Origin of the sequence: Marinomonas phycocola (assembly GCF_047525455.1) — a bacterium.
In the GTDB taxonomy this organism is placed as follows: Bacteria; Pseudomonadota; Gammaproteobacteria; order Pseudomonadales; family Marinomonadaceae; genus Marinomonas.
This window is the reverse complement of record NZ_JBLIXL010000001.1, coordinates 243,881-266,801: the sequence shown is the minus strand read 5'-3', so window position 1 is coordinate 266,801 and position 22,921 is coordinate 243,881. Positions and strand designations below refer to the sequence as shown.

General features: G+C 39.1%; 22 protein-coding genes. 13 read left to right on the top strand and 9 right to left on the bottom strand.

Going from position 1 to position 22,921, the window contains the following annotated elements; genetic code table 11:
• Positions 1-91 precede the first annotated feature (91 nt).
• Complete coding sequence (locus ACMUMJ_RS01300; protein WP_414677094.1) at positions 92-1,330, bottom strand: diguanylate cyclase; 1,239 nt, start codon at positions 1,328-1,330, stop codon at positions 92-94.
• 171 nt (positions 1,331-1,501) lie between these two features.
• On the opposite strand from ACMUMJ_RS01300, the gene ACMUMJ_RS01295 reads away from it, so the two are divergent.
• Together ACMUMJ_RS01295 and ACMUMJ_RS01290 are read left to right on the top strand one after the other, a co-directional pair.
• Complete coding sequence (locus ACMUMJ_RS01295; RefSeq protein ID WP_414676989.1) at positions 1,502-1,765, top strand: YkgJ family cysteine cluster protein; 264 nt, start codon at positions 1,502-1,504, stop codon at positions 1,763-1,765.
• 17 nt (positions 1,766-1,782) lie between these two features.
• Positions 1,783-3,459, top strand: a complete 1,677-nt coding sequence (locus ACMUMJ_RS01290; RefSeq protein WP_414676988.1) for a L,D-transpeptidase family protein — start codon at positions 1,783-1,785, stop codon at positions 3,457-3,459.
• Between the two features lie 77 nt (positions 3,460-3,536).
• Here the strand turns inward: ACMUMJ_RS01290 and rlmM are convergent, their stop codons facing one another.
• The 5 genes from rlmM to puuE form a co-directional block, all read right to left on the bottom strand.
• Entirely contained in the window at positions 3,537-4,589 is a 1,053-nt protein-coding gene (rlmM, locus tag ACMUMJ_RS01285; protein ID WP_414676987.1) for a 23S rRNA (cytidine(2498)-2'-O)-methyltransferase RlmM, read from the bottom strand.
• Between the two features lie 65 nt (positions 4,590-4,654).
• Positions 4,655-5,332: a pseudouridine synthase gene (locus ACMUMJ_RS01280; RefSeq protein WP_414676986.1), complete on the bottom strand. Its 678-nt coding sequence runs from the start codon at positions 5,330-5,332 to the stop codon at positions 4,655-4,657.
• 52 nt (positions 5,333-5,384) lie between these two features.
• Positions 5,385-6,476 carry a GGDEF domain-containing protein gene (locus tag ACMUMJ_RS01275; RefSeq protein WP_414676985.1) on the bottom strand — a complete coding sequence of 364 codons (1,092 nt, stop codon included), beginning with the start codon at positions 6,474-6,476 and terminating at the stop codon, positions 5,385-5,387.
• A 131-nt stretch (positions 6,477-6,607) separates the two neighbouring features.
• Complete coding sequence (gene uraD / locus ACMUMJ_RS01270) at positions 6,608-7,132, bottom strand: 2-oxo-4-hydroxy-4-carboxy-5-ureidoimidazoline decarboxylase (RefSeq protein ID WP_414676984.1); 525 nt, start codon at positions 7,130-7,132, stop codon at positions 6,608-6,610.
• A 42-nt stretch (positions 7,133-7,174) separates the two neighbouring features.
• Positions 7,175-8,086, bottom strand: a complete 912-nt coding sequence (puuE, locus tag ACMUMJ_RS01265; protein ID WP_414676983.1) for an allantoinase PuuE — start codon at positions 8,084-8,086, stop codon at positions 7,175-7,177.
• A 368-nt stretch (positions 8,087-8,454) separates the two neighbouring features.
• Between puuE and ACMUMJ_RS01260 the strand changes: the two genes are divergently transcribed.
• The 7 genes from ACMUMJ_RS01260 to ACMUMJ_RS01230 all read left to right on the top strand — a co-directional run bounded on the left by ACMUMJ_RS01260 (position 8,455) and on the right by ACMUMJ_RS01230 (position 15,615).
• Positions 8,455-10,002 carry an ABC transporter ATP-binding protein gene (locus ACMUMJ_RS01260; protein ID WP_414676982.1) on the top strand — a complete coding sequence of 516 codons (1,548 nt, stop codon included), beginning with the start codon at positions 8,455-8,457 and terminating at the stop codon, positions 10,000-10,002.
• Positions 9,999-11,072 carry an ABC transporter permease gene (locus ACMUMJ_RS01255; protein ID WP_414676981.1) on the top strand — a complete coding sequence of 358 codons (1,074 nt, stop codon included), beginning with the start codon at positions 9,999-10,001 and terminating at the stop codon, positions 11,070-11,072. The genes ACMUMJ_RS01260 and ACMUMJ_RS01255 overlap by 4 nt, the downstream gene beginning before the upstream one ends.
• A 3-nt stretch (positions 11,073-11,075) precedes the next feature.
• Positions 11,076-12,008, top strand: a complete 933-nt coding sequence (locus ACMUMJ_RS01250) for an ABC transporter permease (protein ID WP_414676980.1) — start codon at positions 11,076-11,078, stop codon at positions 12,006-12,008.
• Between the two features lie 80 nt (positions 12,009-12,088).
• Positions 12,089-13,156, top strand: coding sequence for a BMP family ABC transporter substrate-binding protein (locus ACMUMJ_RS01245; RefSeq protein ID WP_414676979.1), 1,068 nt, complete (start codon positions 12,089-12,091; stop codon positions 13,154-13,156).
• A gap of 160 nt (positions 13,157-13,316) precedes the next feature.
• Positions 13,317-13,670: a hydroxyisourate hydrolase gene (gene uraH, locus ACMUMJ_RS01240; RefSeq protein WP_414676978.1), complete on the top strand. Its 354-nt coding sequence runs from the start codon at positions 13,317-13,319 to the stop codon at positions 13,668-13,670.
• A 72-nt stretch (positions 13,671-13,742) separates the two neighbouring features.
• Positions 13,743-14,573, top strand: coding sequence for a xanthine dehydrogenase accessory protein XdhC (gene xdhC, locus ACMUMJ_RS01235; protein WP_414676977.1), 831 nt, complete (start codon positions 13,743-13,745; stop codon positions 14,571-14,573).
• 1 nt (position 14,574) lies between these two features.
• Positions 14,575-15,615 (top strand): adenosine deaminase, encoded by a 1,041-nt coding sequence (locus tag ACMUMJ_RS01230; RefSeq protein ID WP_414676976.1) that lies wholly within the window; start codon positions 14,575-14,577, stop codon positions 15,613-15,615.
• A gap of 16 nt (positions 15,616-15,631) precedes the next feature.
• On the opposite strand, the gene ACMUMJ_RS01225 is transcribed toward ACMUMJ_RS01230, so the two are convergent.
• Positions 15,632-16,060 carry a GNAT family N-acetyltransferase gene (locus ACMUMJ_RS01225; RefSeq protein ID WP_414676975.1) on the bottom strand — a complete coding sequence of 143 codons (429 nt, stop codon included), beginning with the start codon at positions 16,058-16,060 and terminating at the stop codon, positions 15,632-15,634.
• 202 nt (positions 16,061-16,262) lie between these two features.
• Between ACMUMJ_RS01225 and ACMUMJ_RS01220 the strand changes: the two genes are divergently transcribed.
• The 4 genes from ACMUMJ_RS01220 (at position 16,263) to ACMUMJ_RS01205 (ending at position 20,374) form a co-directional block, all read left to right on the top strand.
• Positions 16,263-16,988, top strand: a complete 726-nt coding sequence (locus ACMUMJ_RS01220; protein WP_414676974.1) for a substrate-binding periplasmic protein — start codon at positions 16,263-16,265, stop codon at positions 16,986-16,988.
• A 223-nt stretch (positions 16,989-17,211) separates the two neighbouring features.
• Positions 17,212-19,809 carry an intermembrane phospholipid transport YdbH family protein gene (locus ACMUMJ_RS01215; RefSeq protein WP_414676973.1) on the top strand — a complete coding sequence of 866 codons (2,598 nt, stop codon included), beginning with the start codon at positions 17,212-17,214 and terminating at the stop codon, positions 19,807-19,809.
• A 36-nt stretch (positions 19,810-19,845) separates the two neighbouring features.
• Positions 19,846-20,043, top strand: a complete 198-nt coding sequence (locus tag ACMUMJ_RS01210; RefSeq protein WP_414676972.1) for a YnbE family lipoprotein — start codon at positions 19,846-19,848, stop codon at positions 20,041-20,043.
• A 10-nt stretch (positions 20,044-20,053) separates the two neighbouring features.
• Positions 20,054-20,374 carry a YdbL family probable chaperone protein gene (locus ACMUMJ_RS01205; protein ID WP_414676971.1) on the top strand — a complete coding sequence of 107 codons (321 nt, stop codon included), beginning with the start codon at positions 20,054-20,056 and terminating at the stop codon, positions 20,372-20,374.
• 425 nt (positions 20,375-20,799) lie between these two features.
• Here ACMUMJ_RS01205 and ACMUMJ_RS01200 read toward each other — a convergent pair whose 3' ends face one another.
• Both ACMUMJ_RS01200 and ACMUMJ_RS01195 read right to left on the bottom strand, forming a co-directional pair.
• The gene (locus ACMUMJ_RS01200) at positions 20,800-21,396 is read right to left on the bottom strand and encodes a class I SAM-dependent methyltransferase (RefSeq protein ID WP_414676970.1); all 597 of its coding nucleotides are present in this window, start codon (positions 21,394-21,396) and stop codon (positions 20,800-20,802) included.
• Positions 21,397-21,595: 199 nt separating this feature from the next.
• Entirely contained in the window at positions 21,596-22,822 is a 1,227-nt protein-coding gene (locus ACMUMJ_RS01195; RefSeq protein WP_414676969.1) for an ABC transporter substrate-binding protein, read from the bottom strand.
• Positions 22,823-22,921 lie beyond the last annotated feature (99 nt).

Sequence of the window (22,921 nt, the reverse complement as noted above, 5' to 3'; positions counted from 1 at the left end):
TTTTATTCTCGGTTATTAACAAAAGACCACTTACACAAGGCTATTTGCACAAGTAAAATACAACCACCTTACTCATGCTCATGTTTAACCATTAATCACTGGATACAAGTTTATCTCGCCCAGTATTTTTAGCCATATAAAGCCTTTCATCTGCAATTTCTATAGCCTGACTCAAGGTTGTCTGCATATCGCAAGCAATCCCTCCGCTACACGTAATACTAATATCGCATTCCGTAAACTGCATCACTCTTAATGACTCAAAAAGCTTACTCACTTTACTTACTGCACTTTCTTCATTTTCAGTTGAAAGCAATATACAGAATTCTTCCCCCCCAAAGCGACTAATCATTTCATTGGGAAAAGCACTTTTTAAGTAGGCAGAAAAACTTTCGAGTAAACTGTCACCAACAATATGTCCATACGTGTCATTAACTTTTTTAAAGTAATCTATGTCCAACATAATCACACTAAGAAGTCGACCTGATGCAATGGCTTTTTGATAGGCTGATTCACCTTCAGCAAATAGGTATCGACGATTAAACAGCTTTGTTAGCGGATCAACATTCGCAAGGTCACGTATCGTTTGCAACATTTCTTGCGCTTCCAAGTTATGATTAACTCGACAATGAAATTCCTCATGATAAAAAGGTTTCTTTAAGAAATCATTTGCACCTGACTTGATAAATTTGGCGGAAAGGGAGGAGTCACCCTCTGCTGATAAACCAATGATCACCAAACATTTAAACCGCTCATTATGCCTCAACATTCGAACGAGATCATAGCCATTAACGAGAGGCATATTATAATCAGTAATAAGCATCTTGATAGTATGGTCTTTCTCAAGGATCGCTAATGCCTCCTGCCCATTTTCAGCCTCCACAACCTGAAATTGATATTGCTGCAACAAAATCTTAATAAACAATCGACTTGTTGACGAATCTTCAGCGACTAACACTTTGATGTTTTTATTCTTTTCTAAACGGTCTAATACTTTCATCGCATGATTAAAAGAATAACGACTGTCTTTAGTAATATAATCGACAACGCCTTTATTCAGCAACTTTAAGCGGAGCTCATCATCAAAGTTCCCAGTTAAAACGATACAAGGTATTTTTCGATCTAAGATCAAATCAACAATTTCACCGTTTTCAGCATCTGGTAAGTTCAAATCAACAATAGCGGCAAAAAAATCGTCTTTATATTCAATCAGTGACGCCTTAGCTTCTTCATAGCATGTCGCCAAAATCGGAATAAATAAATCGTTCTGTGATACGAGATATCGAAGCACCTTAAGCACAACAGGGCTATCTTCAACTAATAAGACTTTCATTTTCACGTATCACATCTCTTTGTTTTCATTTATTTATTTAATCAAAATGTATTTTAGAATACGGCACATTATATGATTAAGTACATAGATGAAAAGTTATTTAATGTTACTATCCTTAGTATAACAACATTTTCAATATTCACAGAACCTATTAGTTAGTAAGGATTCAATTTGGAATGTCAATCAAACTGTGGGGCATGCTGTATCGCTCCCTCTATTACTAGCCCAATACCTGGAATGCCGCTCGGCAAACCGGCTGGTGTAGCATGCATTCATTTATTACCAAACATGGACTGCGCCATCTTTGGCTCCAGTGATAGACCACAAGTTTGTCATGACTTCAAAGCACATAAAGAAACTTGCGGTAGTAATAGAAACGACGCTATTTTATTATTAACAATAATGGAACAATCGACCCAATTCTCTGCAACATGATTATAAAGGAAGACTCAATGAAGTTTAAAAGTATCACTTATTGCACTTACATTTTTATCGCTTCGACTTTGCTTGTTGCATGCTCTTCACCGAAATCTAAAAACACTTTTGTTATAACACCACCAAGTCAAGAGCAAATTGAAACAAACGTACAAGCTCAAGTTTCATTAATGCTGACGGCATTCACACCTGTTGCGGGTCAAGCCATACCAAACGAAGCGGTATTAAATGCGTATGAACAGAGAGACTACAATCCCTTTTGGATTCAAAAAGATGCCATTAACCCTTCTATCTATAAACTATTAGACATCTTAGAAGCATCTTATACTCATGGACTCAATCCCGTTCATTATCACACCCAAGAAATAAAAGACTATTTATCACTCCCAACTCCCAGTCAAAAACAATTGGCTGAATTAGATGTTATTACTACTGTCGCATTTTCAAGCTATGCACACGACTTGAGTATAGGTCGATACGAACCTCAACTGATTGACCCTAATTGGCAGCTAGACGCACCAACAAATGATTGGTCAGAAATACTTTTTTTAGAAAGTACGTCTGACATGATTAATTTTTTACCACTTTTAGCACCACGACACCGTAATTACCAAGTGTTACAAAGATGGTTGGTTTATTATCAGAACTTAAATGAAAAAGAACCGGATATTCGCATTAAAGCAGGCGTACCTCTTTCAGTAGGCGATCAGGGCGAGCGCGTTGCCCAGTTACGAGCGAGGTTGGTACAACTCGGAGACATTCGTTTCTCAACTAGAAAAACCAACGAAGATGTGTTTGACGAAAAACTAAAACAAGCCTTAATACAGTTTCAAGAACGTCACAACTTACTTTCTGATGGACACGCAGGCGCTCAGACAATAGAAATGCTCAATGTCCCAGTGAAAACAAGGGCACAACAAATAGCATATAACCTCGAACGCTGGAGATGGCTACCGTCAGTACTTGAGTCAGAACGAATTTGGGTGGATCTAACCGATTACAAAGTACACACCTATTTAAACGATCAACATTCAACAATGAAAGCCGTTATAGGCAAAAACGCCAGAAAAACACCTGTATTTAAAGCTAAAATGACCTATATGGTGACCAATCCAACTTGGAGGGTACCGCACCGTATAGCACGAGAAACATTACTACCAAAAATCCATCAAGATCCAAACTATCTAACAAAACATGGCTATCAGGTCTACTCTAATTGGACGGTTGGAGCAAAACCTCTCGACTCATCTTTAATTGATTGGTCAAAAGTCACCCATAGTAACCTTCGCTATCGTTTCGAGCAAACACCAGATGAGGGAAACGCACTTGGTGCTTATAAATTTATGCTCCCAAATAAGAACGACATTTATTTACATGACACTCCCGCAAAACACCTTTTTAAAGAAGACCTCAGAGCTTTTAGCTCAGGCTGTATAAGACTTGAAAAACCTGAAGAATTTGCTGAGTTATTAGTCGCCAATTCCAGACGCGCTGTCGAACTTATAGACTCAAGAAATTCAAAAACGACGACGGTTATTTCATTACCTAAAGAATTGCCCGTATACCTTGTGTACTTCACCGTAGTCCCTAATGAGAATGGCATGCCTGAATTTCGACAGGACATTTACCACAGAGACGAGTTAATGAAAGAAGCCATGGGCTACTACCCTTTTAACCCGAAAGAAAATATCTAGCACTTTAAAAAACGAACAAACAAAAACGCCCTATCAATTGACATTAATAGGGCGTAATAACTACTCTATAAATCACTTTAGTGAGTAATAATACAGACTGTCACTTCTTCACGATCATGATACAAATGCTTAGCTTGCAAACTGTATGATACTCCGGCCTGTTTCAATTCAGACTGAACAAACTCCAAACACTGACCTACTTCTTGATAACGCTTCTTCATCGGCAGTTTCAAATTAAAAATAGTTTTTCGAGTCCAGCCTTCTACAAGCCATTTCGACATCAAAGATGCCACTTGTATTGGTGTTTCTATCATATCACACACCAACCAATCGACTGGTCGCTTAGGCTGATATCTAAAGCCATCTGATTTTTCATGCTCAACCAAATTGGTTGCCATCAACTCTTTTTGCATAGGACCATTGTCAATCGCAATAACATGAATCCCACGCTGCACAAACTGCCATGTCCAACCACCAGGGGCAGCACCAAGATCAACAGCAACCAACCCTTCAGACAAGTGCTTTTCCCATTGATGAGCAGGAATAAACTGATGAAAAGCTTCCTCTAACTTTAACGTTGAGCGGCTTGGTGAAGAGGAAGGAAAACGTAATCGGCGGATACCCATCAAATGATCGCTACAACATTTCGCATAAGAAACACCTAGATAGGCTGACTCGCCATCCAACAAAAATAGATGATGCCTAATACCTACCGCTTTTGTACGAATTAAACCAGACTTTTTCCATCCTGCCCTTAAAGGCTTTTCAAACTTTTTAATCAGACTAGAAAGCGATTTTGCCTCATTTGTGTCTGCGGTTTCTATCCATAAATCTTCGGCAAGAGGTAAAGCACGCGCCGCCTCAAGCAGTGACTCTACACGAGACCCTTGAGACATTTCCAACACATCATTAACCGCAACAATTTGTCTAGCAAATACCAAACCATTAAAACTTAAACAATCAATTAAACGCTCACCCGCATCTTCTTGATCCATTACATATAACACATACCCAGAATTTTCAGTGACTTTTGCATAGCCATAAAATCCCTGCTGACTAGACTGGTCCGTAATTTCGGCAGCACAATCTTTTTCAAAACCTTGTCTACAATAAAGTAATACATTTTTCATAAAAATACCTCTGGCTGCCATTTTACATGTTAATTCACAGAGCCGAGCAGATAATCGTATTATTTTTATTTAATCAATAGGCTTTCATCATAAAAGTGCTGAATTAACACGTTAGCATCACAATTAAATTCCGTACTGGCATCCGGCAGTTGAAAAAAAGACCGTTTTTCTCCATTCCAGTTAAATGATAAATAGCAAGCGTGTAAATACCCTCGATCCGCTACGGAGCCACTGTATCGAACATCCCCCAATATAGGTGCACCCAAACTCTTCATAGCCACTCTTAATTGGTGCGTCTTCCCCGTCTTAGGCTCCAAGAAATATAAACGTTTTCCTGGAGATAACAAACACGATACAAACTTCGTCTCGACATAGTTTTCATTGCCTTTGGTTAATTTCCACTGTCCCCGTCGACTTGGAGCCATACTGCCCTTTACAGTACCTTGTTTCTTTTTAGGCTTTTTATCCGATATAGCCACATACAGCTTATGAACTTCTTTCGCTTCAAATAACCGACCAAACGTTTGAGCTGCCGCTTTATTAAGAGCCACCACGCACAGCCCAGATGTCATCTTATCCAAACGATGGACAGGATACAGCGCCTTATATGACGTCAACTGATACAGAGACTCAATAAAACCTTCAGACTCTGACTCTGCATGAAAACTCATCCCTTGCGGTTTATATACAACCAAAAAATCCGCATTTTTGTTTAAAATGCGGATTTTATTCAACTCATTCATAGTGCTCTCTAATATTTCAATACCTAACCTACATCATGCCATGCATCACACATTAGTAAATAGAAAATGATTTAACTTGATTACGACCTTCATGCTTGGCCATATATAAAGCTTGATCGGCTTCGGATAATACTTCTTCATAACGTACCGTATTAAAACTAACGGAAGAAATACCAATACTGACAGTTACAGGAACCAGTATGCCTAATTTTGTTTCTATATTAAGGCAATTTACAGAATGTCTTAATACTTCCATGTGTTTTTCCGCCTGCTCTTTCGTCGTGTTTGGCATAATAATGACAAACTCCTCACCGCCATATCTACCCAACTTAAATAAAGAACCAATTCGGTGTTTCATCTCTAGGGCAACATCTCTTAACACCAAATCACCAGCGTCATGACCATAGGTATCATTTATTTTTTTAAAATGATCCAAATCCACAATGGCAAAAGAACATGGCTCTCGATTTTCAATAGAGCCTGAAAATACACTAAAGGCATCTGATAATACTTTTCGTCTATTTGAAATACCTGTTAACTCATCAATTTCGGATAAGTGTTTCAAGTTTTGATTTGCTCGCACCAATTGTGTAATGACCAAATTAACAATAAGTGAAGCAAAAAGCATAGAAACCAAAAACGAATAACTGCTCACCCAAACCTGTTGCTCAGGAGTAACAAGGACAGATTCTTTAGGTGCGACAAATTCGCAAACGAAAAAACCTACGACCCCCAATAAAACAACAGCAATTTGTTTAAATAGCTGCTTTCGCCGAAAAACAGTAAAGGCGTAAATTGGATACAAACAAATAACCCAATGAAGCTCGCTGTCTGCACCAACAAATAAAAAAGTAATTAACAGCAAATGACCGGTTAAAAAATAAGGCAAAAACATGGCGGTTCGACCATAACCACCTTTTAAATTTAACCTAAAACCCATAATACCAATGAAAGTCGAAATAGCACTAAAACCAAAGATGGTCCACTGAGATAAGAAAAAGAAACAAACACCGACAAACGCAATGTTTGATATAGTTAACATATAAGACAAATTAATGATTTTTATATAATACAAACTGTCATTTGAACGATCAGAAATCCCTAAATATAAAATATCATTCATTTTTTTTGAAATATAATTCAAAGAAGCAACCTATTAAGTTTGTATTATGGAAAACTAGATCAATAAATAATCAACACTCTAGATAGTGCTGACTGTTATAGCCCTATTCGTACAGGTCTACATAAATTAGAAGTGTATTTACTAGATAAACATTATTTCTCTAGCAACCTAAACAATGCAATCTTATGCACCTCTTCCATAGCAAATGCAAACTCGTCATCGACACTATTATTTATACGTGCCTCAAAACTTTCTAATATGATTTTTTTCGTTGCGCCTTTCACCGCCATAATAAAAGGAAACTCATTTTTCTCTTTATACGCTGTATTCAGGTAATGAAAATGCGATAACTCCTCTTTGCTGCACGCATCCAACCCTGCTCCAGCTTGTTCATTACTTGAATCTCTCGTTACCCCCCCAGCTAGAGCGGCTTTTCCAGCTAAATCAGGATGAGCATTCAAAAGTGATAACTTTTTGTCCTTATGGCTTTTATCGACAATTTTCTTCATTATTAAAGCCAAATTAAAGCCATCATCAAAAAAACCCTTTTCATCAGACAAATCGATTTCGGTCCACGCCTGCTCAGCGACCCAAGGAGAGTGTTCATATACGCCTTGAAAAACCTCAATAAAGGATTCATAACTTAATAAACTGGGTTTATTCTTCAATATCGTCATTATTAATTACGTTACTCCAAGTCAGGATAAAAATACGTTATTTTATTGATAAGGAAAATGCGTCCTCCAGTGATTCGCTATGTCAATACGACGACATAACCACACCCTGTCATACGTTTTTACATAGTCTAAGAAACGTCGTAAGCCTGCAGTTCTCGCTGGACGCCCTATCAAACGGCAATGTAACCCAATTGACAACATTTTAGGAGACAACTCACCCTCTCGATAAAGAGTGTCAAAGGCATCTTTTAGATACTGAAAAAAATGTTCCCCTGTATTGAACCCTTGCATAGAAGCAAAACGCATGTCATTCGTATCCAATGTGTAAGGCACTATTAATTGAGGTTGATTACCATCAAGATTATCTCTCCAAAAGGGCAAATCATCACTGTAATCATCTGCGTTGTATAAAAAACCGCCTTCTTCTGCGACTAAACGATGTGTATTTGGACTGGTTCTACCTGTATACCACCCTAAAGGTCTCTCCCCAGTGATACGCGTAATAATCTCAATGGCTTTGTGCAGATGTTCTTTTTCAGTCTCCTCATCAACGTACTGATAATCAATCCAACGATACCCATGACTACAAATTTCATGGCCAGCATCCACAAACGCCCGTGCCACATCAGGATGCTTCTCTAACGCCATAGCAACAGCAAAAACGGTTAACGGTATATCAAACTCTTTGAATAGATCCAATATTCTCCAAACCCCCGCTCGACTTCCATATTCATAAATCGACTCCATGCTCATATGCCGCACACCTTGACGAGCATCTACACCAACGATTTCCGATAAGAAAGCTTCTGAAGCGTTATCACCGTCTAAAATGCAATTCTCCCCTCCTTCCTCATAATTCAATACAAATTGAATAGCGACTTTTGCATTATTAAGCCAATTAGGGTGTGGGGGCTTTCCACTATAACCAATTAGATCTCTCGAATAGGTTTTCATTATTTTCTCTCTAATGGCACTTTATAGTAAATTCCTCTGTATTTTTAACATATTTAATATTTGACCAAAAAGACAAACATTAAAAATTTACGTATCATTTTGTAAAGATCAAAAAAATCACACAAAAAAACAATTGGCACATAACTTGAAGGCATAAAATTAAAATTTCAACATTTTTGCATTTCAACTCAATTTTTGTGGGCTTAAGCCCTTTAACAAACACGTTTAATGCACCAATAAAGAAAAACTTCTGTATCATTATGCTTTTTTGAGCCATAAACGATCAATAATCGTTCATCTTCAGAATTGTGTTCACACTTAACGAAAACTCAGCCATTACTTCATGGCTTATAGATAGAGAGTACATTGTGTCAATATCTGCTGATCACACTGACTGCCGAATAGAATTAAGCAATATTACTAAGCAATACCCTGGGTGCTTAGCAAATGACAATATCAGCTTGTCCTTACGTCCAGGCGAGATTCATGCTCTTTTAGGTGAGAACGGAGCAGGTAAAAGTACACTGGTAAAAACAATATACGGTGTCGTGTCTCCCGATCAAGGAGAGATAGTATGGGATGGAAAACCCGTTACAATTAAATCTCCTAGCGATGCCCGAGACTTAGGTATTGGTATGGTTTTTCAACATTTTTCCCTGTTTGAAACACTTACCGTTACAGAAAATATTGAATTATGCCTAAGCAAGAAACAACTGTCCGCTATCGAAAACCTATCAGATCAAATACAGACTCTGTCAAAAGCCTACGGGCTGGGTGTTGACCCAAGCCGTTATATCCATTCTTTATCTATTGGTGAGAGACAACGGGTAGAAATATTACGCTGTCTCGTTCAATCCGTTAAGTTACTCATTTTGGATGAACCGACATCGGTTCTTACCCCTCAAGAAGTCTCTAACTTATTTGTAGTACTTAACAAACTGTCTAACGAAGGATGCAGTATTTTGTTCATTAGTCACAAGCTACATGAAGTCACTGAAATCTGTCAAAAGGCGACTATATTACGTGGTGGAAAAGTCATTAGTACCTGCTCCCCTAGAGAAGAATCGCCTGCAAGTATTGCAAAAATGATGGTTGGAGACCTTGCTGAACAAGATGCTGGTTATTCTAAAAAAGAAGGCTGCACTGTCGTTTTTGAAGCAAAAGAATTGAACCTGCCAACCAAGCAACCTTTTGGTACTGAACTGAAAAAAGTAACATTTTCTTTAAGGGCAGGTGAAATACTCGGTATTGCAGGTGTAGCTGGCAATGGTCAAGATGAACTGATGGCAGCAATCAGTGGTGAAGATGGTCGTGCGATTGATAATATGTTGTTTCTTAACCAGCAAGACATTGGCAAACTGGATGCAGGCAAAAGGAGAGCACTCGGAATGGCCAATGTTCCAGAAGAGCGTCTGGGACGAGGAGCCGTGCCCGAGATGTCGCTTACCGAAAATACATTATTGACCCAAAGCAAGGGTTTTATCCATAACGGCTTAGTCAATTGGAAAAAGGTACAGGGCCAAGCTCAAAAAATCATCGATCAATACAAGGTAAAATGCCATGGCGAATTCTCTGATGCGAAAAGTTTGAGTGGTGGCAATTTGCAAAAATTCATCATGGGAAGAGAAATCGCTCAAGACCCCATTGTACTCATTTGTGCTCACCCAACATGGGGTGTAGATGTGGGGGCCGCATTGTCTATTCATCAAGCCTTACTTAAATTAAGAGACGAAGGCGCAGCCATTTTGTTGGTATCAGAAGACATCGATGAATTATTCTTGCTCGCTGATAGAATGGGAGCCGTTTGTGATGGTTATTTGTCACCTCTGGTTAAAACAGATGAAACAGACATAGAACAAATTGGTCTATGGATGGCAGGCAGTTTTATTTCTGAATCTTTAGAGGCAACGCAATGATTCGTGTACAAGCAAGGGTTGAACAAAGCACCTTGATGAAAATCACATCCCCCATCTTAGCCATTATTCTCACGTTAATTTTTGGTTCGGTTCTCTTTTCTATTCTTGGGAAAGACCCTGTACAAGCAATGCATGTATTGCTTATTGCCCCCTTATCCGATTTATATAATATCGGAGAAATGTTCGTCAAAATGGGCCCACTGCTCTTATGTGCCGTTGGGCTGTCTCTTTGTTATCGTGCGAATCTATGGAATATAGGTGCAGAAGGACAATTACTGATGGGGGCTTTAGGTGGTAGTGCGTCTGCTCTTGCGCTTATTGACTCTACTTCTGTCTTTGCTTTACCAATATCACTGCTTTGCGGTGTCGCCTCAGGTATGGCATGGGCAGCATTTCCTACCTATTTAAAACTGAAATTCAATTCAAACCTGATTTTGACAACAATCATGTTTAATTACATTGCTCTTTACTTATTACTTTGGGCTGTGCATGGCCCTTTAAGAGACCCTGAAGGATTCGGTTTCCCTGAATCGGCCTTGTTTACCGATGTCACCACCCTACCCGTTCTGTTTGAAGAAGGCAGAATACATCTTGGGGTTTTCTTTGCTATTATTGCTGCTTTGGCGGCATGGATATTGCTAAATAAAAGTCATATTGGTTTTCAAATTCGTGTTTTTGGTGAAGATGAATCCGCCGCTCGTTACGCTGGCTTCAATGGGAAAAAGCTTAGCTGGATCGTAATGCTCATTGCTGGTGGCTTAGCAGGTCTGGCAGGCGTGGCTGAAGTAACAGGGCCAATAGGCCAACTTATACCTAGTGTATCACCTGGATACGGCTATTCAGCCATCATTGTTGCTTATCTTGGTCGCTTGCACCCACTTGGTTCCTTACTGTCCGCTACATTTATGGCTGTGCTTTACATGGGCGGTGACTTAGCGCAAATCGAAATAGGCATACCAACGGCTGTCGTAGGCATGTTCCAAGGCGTTCTACTGTTCTTCCTATTGGCGTGCGATTTTTTCATTCGCTACCGTTTAACATTCATTTCCAATAAAACCATTCAGGAGTAATGTGTGGACGCTGAATTATTGTCTCAAATTCTTTTCTCAGCCATTAAAACAGGAACCCCACTACTACTGATTGCATTAGGCGAAGTTATCTGTGAAAAATCAGGTGTACTTAATTTAGGCCAAGAAGGCATGATGCTTATGGGTGCCGTTGTTGGCTTTCTTGCCGCATACAATTCTGGTTCAGTGGGGTTAGGTGTTTTAAGTGCAATTGTCATCGGCATGTTTATGAGTTTGATCTTCGCTTTTCTAGTCTTGCATTTGGGCGCAAATCAAGTCGCAACAGGGCTCGCATTAAGTATTTTTGGTACGGGTTTAAGTGCCTTTGTTGGTTCTGACATTGTCGGCCAAACTCTTCAAGGCTTCCAACCCCTTATCATTCCCATTCTGTCAGATATCCCATTTATCGGACACATTTTATTCACTCATGATTTACTCGTTTATGCATCATTCATATTAGCGGCATTGGTTTCCTATGTAGCAACAAAAACTCGCATAGGTTTAATAATTAAAGCCGTTGGTGAAAACCCACAGGCCGCCAATGCAATTGGCATAAAGGTATTAAGAGTACGATATCTTGCTATCATATTTGGTGGTGGTATGTCAGGTTTATCTGGTGCTTACATGTCATTGGTTTACACACCAATGTGGATTGAGAACATGACCTCTGGCCGCGGCTGGATTGCATTAGCGTTGGTTGTCTTTGCGTCATGGCGTGTCGGTCGCATTATGCTTGGAGCCTACTTATTTGGCTTAGCGAGTATTATGCACCTTGTGCTGCAAGGTATGGGCTGGTCTATTTCTCCAAACTTACTTGCTATGCTGCCTTACATTGCTACCGTAATAGTAATGGTCATTATTAGCGCAGATCATTTTAAAGAGAAATTATTAGCGCCAAGGTCCCTAGGAAAACCCTTTGACCCAAGAGAAATGGCCTAAAAGCACTCTATGTGCAATCACGTTTAGATTAAAGTAAGTACAACCATGAAGAGCGCTTTAAGCGCAGAGGAGTTAAATCGATGAAGTTAAAAAGCTTATTGATCGGCCTTGGTCTTGTTGCTGGGTTATCTACAGCACAAGCAGAAGATCCATTCAAAGTTGGTTTTGTTTATGTTGGCCCTGTTGGCGACCATGGATGGAGCTACGAGCACAATCGTGGACGTGAAGAATTAGAAAAACACTTTGAAGGTAAGGTTAAAACAACTTACGTGGAAAGTGTTTCTGAAGGTGCCGATTCTGAACGTGTAATCACTCAATTAGCAAAATCAGGAAATGATCTTATTTTCACAACCTCTTTTGGTTATATGAACCCAACTATTAAAGTGGCAAAACGCTTTAAAAAGACAACCTTTGAACACGCCACAGGCTACAAGCGCTCTAAAAACGTAGGTACTTATACATTGCGTACTTATGAAGGCCGCTATGTATCAGGCATTGCCGCAGGCATGATGACAAAAACCAATACTCTTGGTTACATTGCATCCTTCCCTATCCCTGAAGTAATTCGTGATATCAACTCAGTCTACATGGCAGCGAAGTCCGTTAATCCAGACGTTGAACTTAAAATTGTTTGGGTCAATACTTGGTACGATCCAGGTAAAGAAACGGATGCGGCAAATGCATTAATGGATCAAGGTGTTGACGTTCTTCTACAACACACTGACAGCCCAGCGCCGCTTATTGCGGCCGAAAAGCGTGGTGTTCGCGCAATTGGCCAAGCCTCTGACATGAGTCACTTCGGTCCAAATTCTCACATTTTCTCTGTCCGTGATGATTGGGCTCCTTACTACATCAAAACCACTGAAGCCGTTATGAATGGCTCTTATAAGCCAATGGATTTTTGGGGTGGGTTTAAAGACGACATGTTAAGCATCGCATCGGTAAATGACAATCTGCCTGCTGATGTAAAGTCAAAAATACAAATGACGTATGATAACATTCGTGATGGCAAATTCCATCCGTTCACTGGGCCTATCACAAGCAATGAAGGTAAGCTTGTTGTTGAAGCAGGCCACACATTAACTGATGCCGAATTAGCACAAGTTAATTGGTATGTTGAAGGAATCAAAGACTCAATTCCTAACTAAACATAAAAAGAACAGTTGCTGAACCCAGTAACTGTTCTTTTCTCCCATTCCCTTCTTAAAAATCAAAATAGTTGCCTATAATGTCAAAAAACAATTGAATATCTTCTCAAAAAAACCAAAACTGATGTTTCTAAGTTTTCTTTATTGAAAGGAAAATACCATGGGATACCTAACAACCCACATACTAGATACAATGAGTGGCACACCAGCAGTTGGAGTCGCTATCACTTTATTTAAAATTCAAGGTGATAAGAAAGTTAAAATTGCCGCTTCCATGACCAACAGCGATGGCCGCTGTGAGAACCCTATCCTTCCTGAAAGTATGTTTGAGATTGGTAAATATGAGCTTGAATTCTCCATCAGTGAATATTTTAAGAATAAGGGCATACAGCAACAAGATCCTCATTTCCTTGAAGATATTGTTATTCGTTTTGGAATCAATAACCCTCACGATCACTATCATGTACCACTTTTAGTCTCACCCTATGGATACAGCACTTATCGAGGTAGTTGATAAGACACACTTATTGAGTATTTAACAATAGATTGTCATTCAGTTTAATATTTATCCCATCAAGGAGCCTTAATGCGAGCACATTGGATTCAACAAGCCGCATCACTAGAAGCATCAGGAATCGATTTTATTATGGTTTCTGTTATCTCTATAAAAGGCTCCACCCCAAGAGAGCTAGGTGCTCGTATGTTAGTCACGAAAGACACCATTTTTGGCACGATCGGAGGTGGGCATTTAGAATGGCAAGCCATGGCTTATGCTCGGGAATGCTTAACGGCAAAATGCGTCGATGATAATGTCAAAAAATACTCACTTGGAGCAACACTTGGCCAATGCTGTGGTGGAAAAATATCTCTATTATTCGAAGGCGTTTTTCAACCAGATTTTACTTGTGCTATTTTTGGCGCAGGCCATGTCGGTAAAGCCATTGTTCACTGTTTAAGCCAAATTCTATGCAAAGTCTATTGGATAGACAGCCGAGATGCAGAGTTCCCATCTGAATTGTCTCCTAACATCATTAAAATACAATCGGATTATCCAGTAGATGAAATACCAGACATGCCAAGCAACTGCTATTATTTGGTATTAACACATAACCACCAGCTTGATTTGGAGTTATCTGAAAAAATACTTAAACGCACCGACGTCGCCTATTTAGGTGTCATTGGTTCAAAAACAAAAAGCGCACGTTTTAAACATAAACTCAGAGACAAAGGGTTTAATGACAAAACCGTTAATTCAATGATGTGCCCAATGGGTGATATGGATATCACCAGTAAACAACCTGGCGAAATTGCTATTTCAACCTTATCTCAAATTCTAAAAATTAAGCAGTTAAATGATAAGCACAAAACCATAACTCACGAATCTGATCACCATCAAACTGTTTCCAAAGAGGTATAAGATGCGCACAAAAATTGAACTCATTACACTCGCAAAACAGATGCCCAAAGCAGAACTTCATCTTCATATTGAAGGCACATTGGAACCTGAATTACTGTTTAAAATCGCCAGCCGTAACCAAATCACGCTAAAATATCCATCCATAGATGCGCTTAAAACGGCTTACAAATTCAACAACCTTCAAGACTTTTTAGATATTTACTATCAAGGCATGTCCGTTCTACTGACTGAGAACGATTTTTATGATCTGACCATAGCATACCTTGCAAAAGTACATGCTCAAAATGTTGTTCACGTTGAAATATTCTTTGACCCTCAAGGGCATTTAGAGCGAGGGGTAACCTTCGAGATACAAATCAATGGCATTAAAAAAGCACTTGACGAAGCACACATAAAATGGGGAATGACATCAAATCTCATTATGTCTTTCTTACGTCATCTAAGTGAAGAAAGCGCATTTGAAACACTCGAGCTCGCCACTCCTTTTTTAGATAAAATAGACGGTGTAGGTTTAGACAGTTCTGAAATGAACCACCCTCCAAAAAAATTTGCAGAAGTCTTCAAAGCTTGCAGAAAATTAGGTTTAAAAATAACTGCTCATGCAGGGGAAGAAGGACCTCCAGAATACATTTGGCAAGCGTTGGACATATTGCAAGTTAATCGAATTGATCATGGCAACAGAGCATTAGAAGACACACAACTCACCGCTGAAATTCAAAAACAAAGGCTCACACTGACGGTTTGCCCTTTGTCTAATTTAAAGCTCTGTGTTGTTGATTCTATGGAAGGTCACCCTATTCAAAAAATGCTTCAGCTTAACCTCAATGCAACAGTCAACTCAGATGACCCAGCCTATTTTGGGGGCTACATAAACGAAAATTATCAGGCATTGATAGAGAGCAGCGATTTAACAGAAGCAGAGCTTTATCAATTGGCAAAAAATGCATTCGAAGGCGCTTGGATAACAACGTCAGAGAAAACATGTCATCTTGTTGAATTAGATAAAATGTTTCAAAAGTCACCCCCTTATCTTTATACATAACGATTGATACAAAGTATTAGTCTCTCATATTTTGATATACATTTGGCTGCCAAATCTCCATAAAGGTTCCTGGGGTTGCCAATGCCTTAAAACCAAATTGTTCATACAGACCATGGGCATCGCGCGTAGCCAATACCGTGCGCCTTAAGTTCTGTAATTCATGGTGCTCAACAATCGCTTGCATTAACAACTTACTTAAGCCCAACCCTCGATACTCGGGTAAAATAAAAACATCCGCCAAATACGCAAATGTTGCTTTATCTGTAATCATCCTTGCAAAACCAACTTGCTGCTTACTTTCCGTTATAACAGCAAAACAAAGTGAATTTCCCAAAGCCTTTTCTAAAAGAGAAAGAGGAATCCCTTCAGACCAATATACATTCGTCAGTACGGTGTGTATCAGGTTCACATCCATTTCATCTATAGCATTAGTAACACAATACACTAATCAGTCCTCCTATTTTTATACATCTACAAGCCTGAAAACTACCTAACCAATACACACAGCACTGCTATCAAGTAGGGTATGAATTACAAAAAGCTGCATTTTTTTGCACAACAATAAAATCTAACCTTTTAGACTAGCTTATAGTTAGATATAACGACTATCAAGACTCTACAAAGTAGTGTCATTAGGATCTAAAAAAATGAAAGTACTTTTTCTCCTTGCCATATCATTATGTCTTTCCCCTAGTGCAGCGCTTTCAACAGAATTGACATTTTCAGCGGTCGATAGTGGTAGAAACCAAAAAGTCGCAGCAAGAGTACTGAACCATATTTATCAAAAGATAGGCTATTCAATTGTAATACAATATGCTCCGGCCAAACGAGCTGAATTTTTAGCTATGACAGGCAGAACCGACGGTGAAATCATGAGAATCTGGGATTACGGAGTAAATAAAACAGAATTGATCCGCGTTCCAACGCCTTACTACGCACTAAAAACGATGGTTTTTACCAGAACAGATAGAAATATTTTAATTAGCTCTATAGCCGATCTCAAAAATTTTCATTTAGCTAAAATTCGCGGCATTAAACATACAGACGCTATAACGAAAGACATTGAAGGTGTGTATGAATTTGAAAGCACCACTCAAATGATGAAATTTTTGCTTTCTGGTCGTGCCGATGCGGCTTTGACGAGTCTGAATGACGGTCTTCTAACACTCAAAAAAATGAACATTTCAAATATAAAACCCAACTCTAGGCCGTTAGTCATACGTTACTTATACCACTACATCCATAAGAAAAATGCACATTTGGTCCCAATTATCGATCAAACATTCAAGGATATGCAAACCAGTGGCGAACTGCAACGATTGTTTAAGGAAAAAGGTCGAGAACTTGATCATGAAGCACTGCTTTCCCAATAGCCAATACATCTTTGTTCTCATTGACATAAAATAGAATGCAGCAGTGACTTTTATGTCTGTCCATGATTCATAAAAACCTATATAAACCACACATTAGCATGATGGAAGTGAAATAAAACAAGTTCCCTAGCCTCGCAAAAACTTACTTGCCATAATACCAAGTAATAACCATTCAATTGATTAAAGCACATCAACTTACTAGATGAGATAGGTAAAGGACTCAATGTTAAAACGTGTTGGAATACTATCCATTTTAATACTGCTACTTGCAATTGCAGTAAGTTACACCTTGCGCTTAAGCATTACTAAATGGTTTTTAGAACCGACACTCAAGTCCGCTGGTGTTGAATTAACCTGTATTGATTGGTCCATCACATCCAAACTAACGTTAAAAGCCGATAAAGTGTGCATTGATTATGACGGCCAACAACTCGACTTAAGAGGCATAGAACTCAGTACGACACATCTCGATATAGATGAGGCAGAGCTTCATGTACACACATTAGACAGACAATCAAAGAGCGTTGAGCATTCGCTCTCTTCTAACAAAAATGCACAACCTCTGCGGTTAAATTTGCCCACAACACGCCCCTTACTTAGCATCCACTCTCTAAAAGTTTACAACGATCGATTCACGGCCCCATTCACTTTAACCATTAAGGAACCGGAACGAAATCAACTCTCTATTATTGGTGATATAAACGCAAACATAACACTGTCTGAGCAACTCATTGAAGGCGATATAAACCTTACCTCCAATGCCTTTATGCAAACAGCCCTCAATGACCTGTTATTAAAAAATATACCTAAGCTAAAAGAAACACACTTCGATACCCGCCACCGTATTCGTTATGATGGAGAAACACTCCAACTGCTCAGTAACATAGATCTTCAATTGGCTTACTTTCAAACGAATGAGGATACTCAGCAAAACACATCTGCAACACACTGCATTGGAACTCTAACGAATAAAGGCCAATTAAGAACAGACATTAATCTCAGTGACACGTTAGTACGATTGGATGCCAGCAAGCTCACTACCCATTTCGCTTTATCCAATGAATGCTTAACCTTGATGCCTGATTCTCAATATCGTGATTTTTTGGTTGATCAACTGGCGTTAAATTGGCAATTACAGCTACCTACTCCCATTGAAATAACGAAACAACGAATGGCCATTCCAGATGCGTTATTTGAAAGCAAGGATCAAAACCAATTTCAATTCAAGTTCAGCACCGTTTCACTCGATTTTAATCAGCCACTTCAAACAGCAGCCAGCTTACAAACAGAGATTAAGACCAAAGACATTCAACATTTTCAATTAAATGCTCACCTTAAAGACAAGCAGCTATCTGGTAGCTATGCGGTTAATGAAGCGAAAGCACCTGCTTTTTTGGACATCAAGGCAAAAAACACCACCTTAAATGGCCAATTTCACCTATTGGATATCAGTCATAAGCAACCAACAGGAAGAATAGAAAGCCAAATAACGATCGGCGAAGGGGAAATAAATCAATTTGCATTTCAAGGTTACAACGGCACACTAGACATCAATATAGATGATCACTCAAATGCCATGATCAATCTAACCAACCACCTTGCCAAAGCCAGCATGATCGGCGTAACAGTCAGAGATCTGAACAACACCACTGACGTTGTCACCACTGTAAAACAGATTAATACTTCGGCGAAAAACTCTCAAAAAGCCAAACAACCCCCAATTTATATCAATGCAAGAACCACATTAGAAAACATTCGGCACCCAACTCTCACAGTAACCAACATCGATGTTGAAACCGAAGCCGAAGCCATGAATGGAAAAATACCCCAAGTAAAAGCAACCCACCGAATTTCATTAGACGATATAAAGACCGTTGTAAATCACACATTCACAGAGAAAAAACACCCTTTTAGATTGACCATTCCACCTCTTGACGCCATCACGCTCAATCCTTTTATTAAACAGTTTGATCCTGCGGTACAGCTAACCAAAGGAACGCTTTCTGGTGTGATTGAAGGAGATATAAACACTCAAACCGCCAAACTGAGAATGCAACTAAAACAGTTATCGGGTCTATACAATGATTATCTAATCGATGGTTTTTCAACCCATTTTTCAGGTCAAGTAAACAGCACACCCTCCTCTGAATTAGTAAATACAGACAATTCACCACGTATCGCACAGGTCACCATGAAACAAACCGACTTTACACTCGATGAATTACGTTCAGGGGTAATCGTGCAGAAGATCGCAGGACAATGGCAAATAGAGCGTAATCAACTCCGTATTCACGATTTACAAGGCGAACTTTTTGATGGTAACTTTTCTCTAGATCAATACGTCCTAGGCGCCCCCAAACAAATTGCCCACGTGCGTTTTTCCGACATTGATGCCAGTAAACTGATTGCTCTCTACGATGAGTCAGGTATTCTGCTAACGGGGAGATATGGCGGCACACTGCCCATTGTATTTGAAGGCGATAAGGTAGAAATACTAGAAGGAATGTTAGCTAATCAAAATCAAGGGAAGCTCATTATAAATAACAATGCCGCCTTCAATGCCATTAAGAACCAACAAAAAGAACTTCAAGACGTATTAATTTTGTTAGAAGATCTAGACATTACAACATTACACAGTAATGTAAGATTGCAACCCAACGGAGAATTAGCACTTAGTATGAATTTAAAAGGCTACAATAAAAAACAGTCTCAAGAGGTAAATTTTAACTACAATCACGAAGAGAATGTGTTTACATTACTCAGAGCGCTACGCCTAAGTGATGAAATCACCCAACTAGTTGAACAAGAATTCCTAAAATAAGCGAATATTTATGACATCGCCAACAAGGACATAACAATGAGTAACCCACTACCCTTAAAAATGCTGATCGTTTTTATGGCATTTTTTATTTTAAGCGCCTGCACTCACAGAGTCGAAGTCGCGACAAAAGAACCCATAACCATCAATTTAAATGTCAAAGTGGATCATGAAATTCGAGTCAAAGTGGACAAAGAACTTGACGATTTATTCAGCGACGACAGTGATTTATTCTAAGGAGCACACCATGAACAAACTGAAATTAATCACCATCGTTACCGCTCTATGTGTTTCCTTCTCGGCATGGGCACTGTCTCTTAATGAGGCAAAAGACCAAGGTTTAGTAGGAGAAAACACGTCTGGTTACCTAGGGCTGGTGGTACAAAACAATCAGGCTAAAGCCGTTATTACGGCAATTAACGCAAAACGCAAAGCCACCTACATTAAGCTAGCGAAAAAAAATGGGTTGACCCTTGCCCAAGTAGAAAAGTTGGCCGCGGCTAAAACCATCAAAAAAACCCAAGCTGGTCATTATGTCGAATCAAATGGCCAATGGATTAAAAAGTAGTACTTAAAAACGACCAGCCTACAATCTCTGTAGGCTGGTCGTTTAGTGTTGATTGCTCACCATTCTTCATTGCTACAACATTATTATTTAAAGACTTTTACCGTCTACAATTATAAAACCCAATAAGGCAACGGCTGAAACCAACACATCTAGCTAAGCAAACAGGCTAATGGGTGGGGCTCACCATCGCTTCTTTCAACAATAAAGGAATGTCAAATCCATTGGTCAATGGTCAAGGAATAAATGCGCCATAAGATAAAAACACACCTAAGAAAGTAAGAACCAAATAAAATCGAGTCATCTCACCATCCTTGTTAAGGTCAGTAGTCAATCCTAATACCCAAATAGTATTTAAATATCCGTTGGTTAAAATAAGCTACTCAAGAATAAAAAACAACGTTTGCTCGCTCTGAACACTTTACCTATCATATACACTTAACGGCGATCACAGAATACGTGTGCCAATGCTTCATTCTACCCAATGATGTTTTTGCTGCTTCATCACGCTCAGAGAACTTTACCACATCAAAACCTGAGAATAGGCTCCTTACTTCCGACTCTAATAATGATACAGTAGGACAGCGATATTCCTTAGCCCAATCGTCTTTTCTACCCATAAAATCACCAGCAAATACACCACCGATGTTTACGGAAGATTTGATATTATTCCAAGTAGTACCAAACAGAGTAGGATCAGCAAAGAACAAGCTAGAATTTGCGATGACGACACCAGCCTTTGGATAGACAAAAGACTCAAAAGAAGATTCTGTAATTGCAACTCGTGGTTTCATATTGAAGCGATCTTGGCACATAGCAATAGCGTCAGGATTAATATCAAAACCATGAACGTGATAACCACACAACTCCAAGAATTCAATGTCGTTTCCAGTACCGCAACCACAATCAATAGCAACCTGAGAGTTTGACGCGTTTAACGTCACTGCAAATGCTGTTCGTTTCGAATGAGGGCGCAATAATTCCTTCTCATAGTACTTCCGCCAGATGTCAGTATTTTCATCCATAAATTAAATATCCCTCCAAATTTACATAACTACTAGCCGTTTTGTATATAATAAGTTTTCATAATATCTAATACGCCTGCCATCTCAATTAAATCTTATTAAAAGAAGGACTAAAGGCTCTACTACTACAATAAAGGATCTGCATTACTTACACGGAAAACGCCTTTGATTACCACCAAAATCGCTTTCCCCCGTCCTATTAAAACGATTTCTGTCTCACTTTTTCGAGTTCTTTAAGAGTAAAGTCTACATCACCCGTCTTTAGAAAATCTGAAAATAGCTTTATACCAGCAGATGCCATTTCTTTTGACGTATCTCGATCATAAAATTGTGTAATCCCTTGGGCCTCCTTCAAGGTTTCTGAACCAATTCGAGTAAAGTAATTCTCACTCGGTTTCGCTTTAATATTAGGAGAGATGTAACCTAACCCTTGGTTCAATGTGACTTGAACATCAGGGCGTCCCATAAATGCCAAGAATTTTTTAGCAGACTCTTTATTAGATCCATGTTTAGGAATCATAAAAATTTCAGTAGGCGCTTCTTCATAAAATGCAAGATTTTCGTTTATTTTAGGAAACTTGAAAAACGCCATGTCTTCAACCAACTGAGAGGGTAAATGCTGAGCCACAAAATTCCCAATCAAAATCATCCCAACTCTATCCCTGTATAAATATGGTAACCCTTGCTTCCAATCTCTTTCTTCAGGGGATTCCGAAAAAAAGCCTTGATCCACAAGCACCTTCCAAGTGTTAAAAACCTGACGAACCCTATCATCTGTATAAGGTACCTTTCCTCTCATTAATGCCTGATGAAAATCCAAGCCATTAATACGCAGATTTAAATAATCAAACCAACCAGCGGCAGGCCAATGATTTTTTGTTCCTATAGTAATTGGATCAATGCCGTTGGATTTTAGCACTTCGCCAACCTCTAGAAATTCTTCCCACGTTTTAGGAGGCTGAAGACCCAATTTTGCAAAAAGAGACTTCTTATAATAAAACCCCCACTGATAATAAGAGAAAGGTAAGCCGTAAACATTTCCCTCCAACATAACTGCATTTTTCACACCTTGAGTAAAAGACGCATCCCATTGCTCTTGGTTCCACACGCCATTTATAGGATCGATCAAACCTTGGTTCACTAGTTGATATAAACGTTCTCCAGCTTGCCAATACAATACATCTGGACCATTTTTGTCAGTTAGCCACTGCTCTAGAGCGAATTTATAGCCTGCATCATCCCTCACGACATAATTAACGTGGATAGTTGGGTTCTCTTGCTCAAATTGACGAACCACTTTATGGTAAGCAATTCGTTGACCTTTACTCGCTATTAACAAGCCAATATCAAGAGTGTCTTTTACACCAGCTTTAGCTGGATGTATAAAAAAAGTTAAAATGAATGTAACAAGAAATAGTCGGTTCACAGTATTGTCCTAGATCAATGGATGCTCTTTACTTTGTGTAATAGCAACACAGAGCTTCTTTAAGATAGTCTACATCAAAGAGCATATTAACATCACTCA

Bases quoted from the DNA above. Each gene is read 5' to 3' on its own strand.
- ACMUMJ_RS01300 (WP_414677094.1), bottom strand. From the start codon at position 1,330: ATGAAAGTCTTATTAGTTGAAGATAGCCCTGTTGTGCTTAAGGTGCTT.
- ACMUMJ_RS01290 (WP_414676988.1), top strand. From the start codon at position 1,783: ATGAAGTTTAAAAGTATCACTTATTGCACTTACATTTTTATCGCTTCG.
- rlmM (WP_414676987.1), bottom strand. From the start codon at position 4,589: ATGAAAAATGTATTACTTTATTGTAGACAAGGTTTTGAAAAAGATTGT.
- ACMUMJ_RS01280 (WP_414676986.1), bottom strand. From the start codon at position 5,332: ATGAATGAGTTGAATAAAATCCGCATTTTAAACAAAAATGCGGATTTT.
- uraD (WP_414676984.1), bottom strand. From the start codon at position 7,132: ATGACGATATTGAAGAATAAACCCAGTTTATTAAGTTATGAATCCTTT.
- puuE (WP_414676983.1), bottom strand. From the start codon at position 8,086: ATGAAAACCTATTCGAGAGATCTAATTGGTTATAGTGGAAAGCCCCCA.
- ACMUMJ_RS01255 (WP_414676981.1), top strand. From the start codon at position 9,999: ATGATTCGTGTACAAGCAAGGGTTGAACAAAGCACCTTGATGAAAATC.
- ACMUMJ_RS01245 (WP_414676979.1), top strand. From the start codon at position 12,089: ATGAAGTTAAAAAGCTTATTGATCGGCCTTGGTCTTGTTGCTGGGTTA.
- uraH (WP_414676978.1), top strand. From the start codon at position 13,317: ATGGGATACCTAACAACCCACATACTAGATACAATGAGTGGCACACCA.
- xdhC (WP_414676977.1), top strand. From the start codon at position 13,743: ATGCGAGCACATTGGATTCAACAAGCCGCATCACTAGAAGCATCAGGA.
- ACMUMJ_RS01230 (WP_414676976.1), top strand. From the start codon at position 14,575: ATGCGCACAAAAATTGAACTCATTACACTCGCAAAACAGATGCCCAAA.
- ACMUMJ_RS01220 (WP_414676974.1), top strand. From the start codon at position 16,263: ATGAAAGTACTTTTTCTCCTTGCCATATCATTATGTCTTTCCCCTAGT.
- ACMUMJ_RS01215 (WP_414676973.1), top strand. From the start codon at position 17,212: ATGTTAAAACGTGTTGGAATACTATCCATTTTAATACTGCTACTTGCA.
- ACMUMJ_RS01210 (WP_414676972.1), top strand. From the start codon at position 19,846: ATGAGTAACCCACTACCCTTAAAAATGCTGATCGTTTTTATGGCATTT.
- ACMUMJ_RS01205 (WP_414676971.1), top strand. From the start codon at position 20,054: ATGAACAAACTGAAATTAATCACCATCGTTACCGCTCTATGTGTTTCC.
- ACMUMJ_RS01200 (WP_414676970.1), bottom strand. From the start codon at position 21,396: ATGGATGAAAATACTGACATCTGGCGGAAGTACTATGAGAAGGAATTA.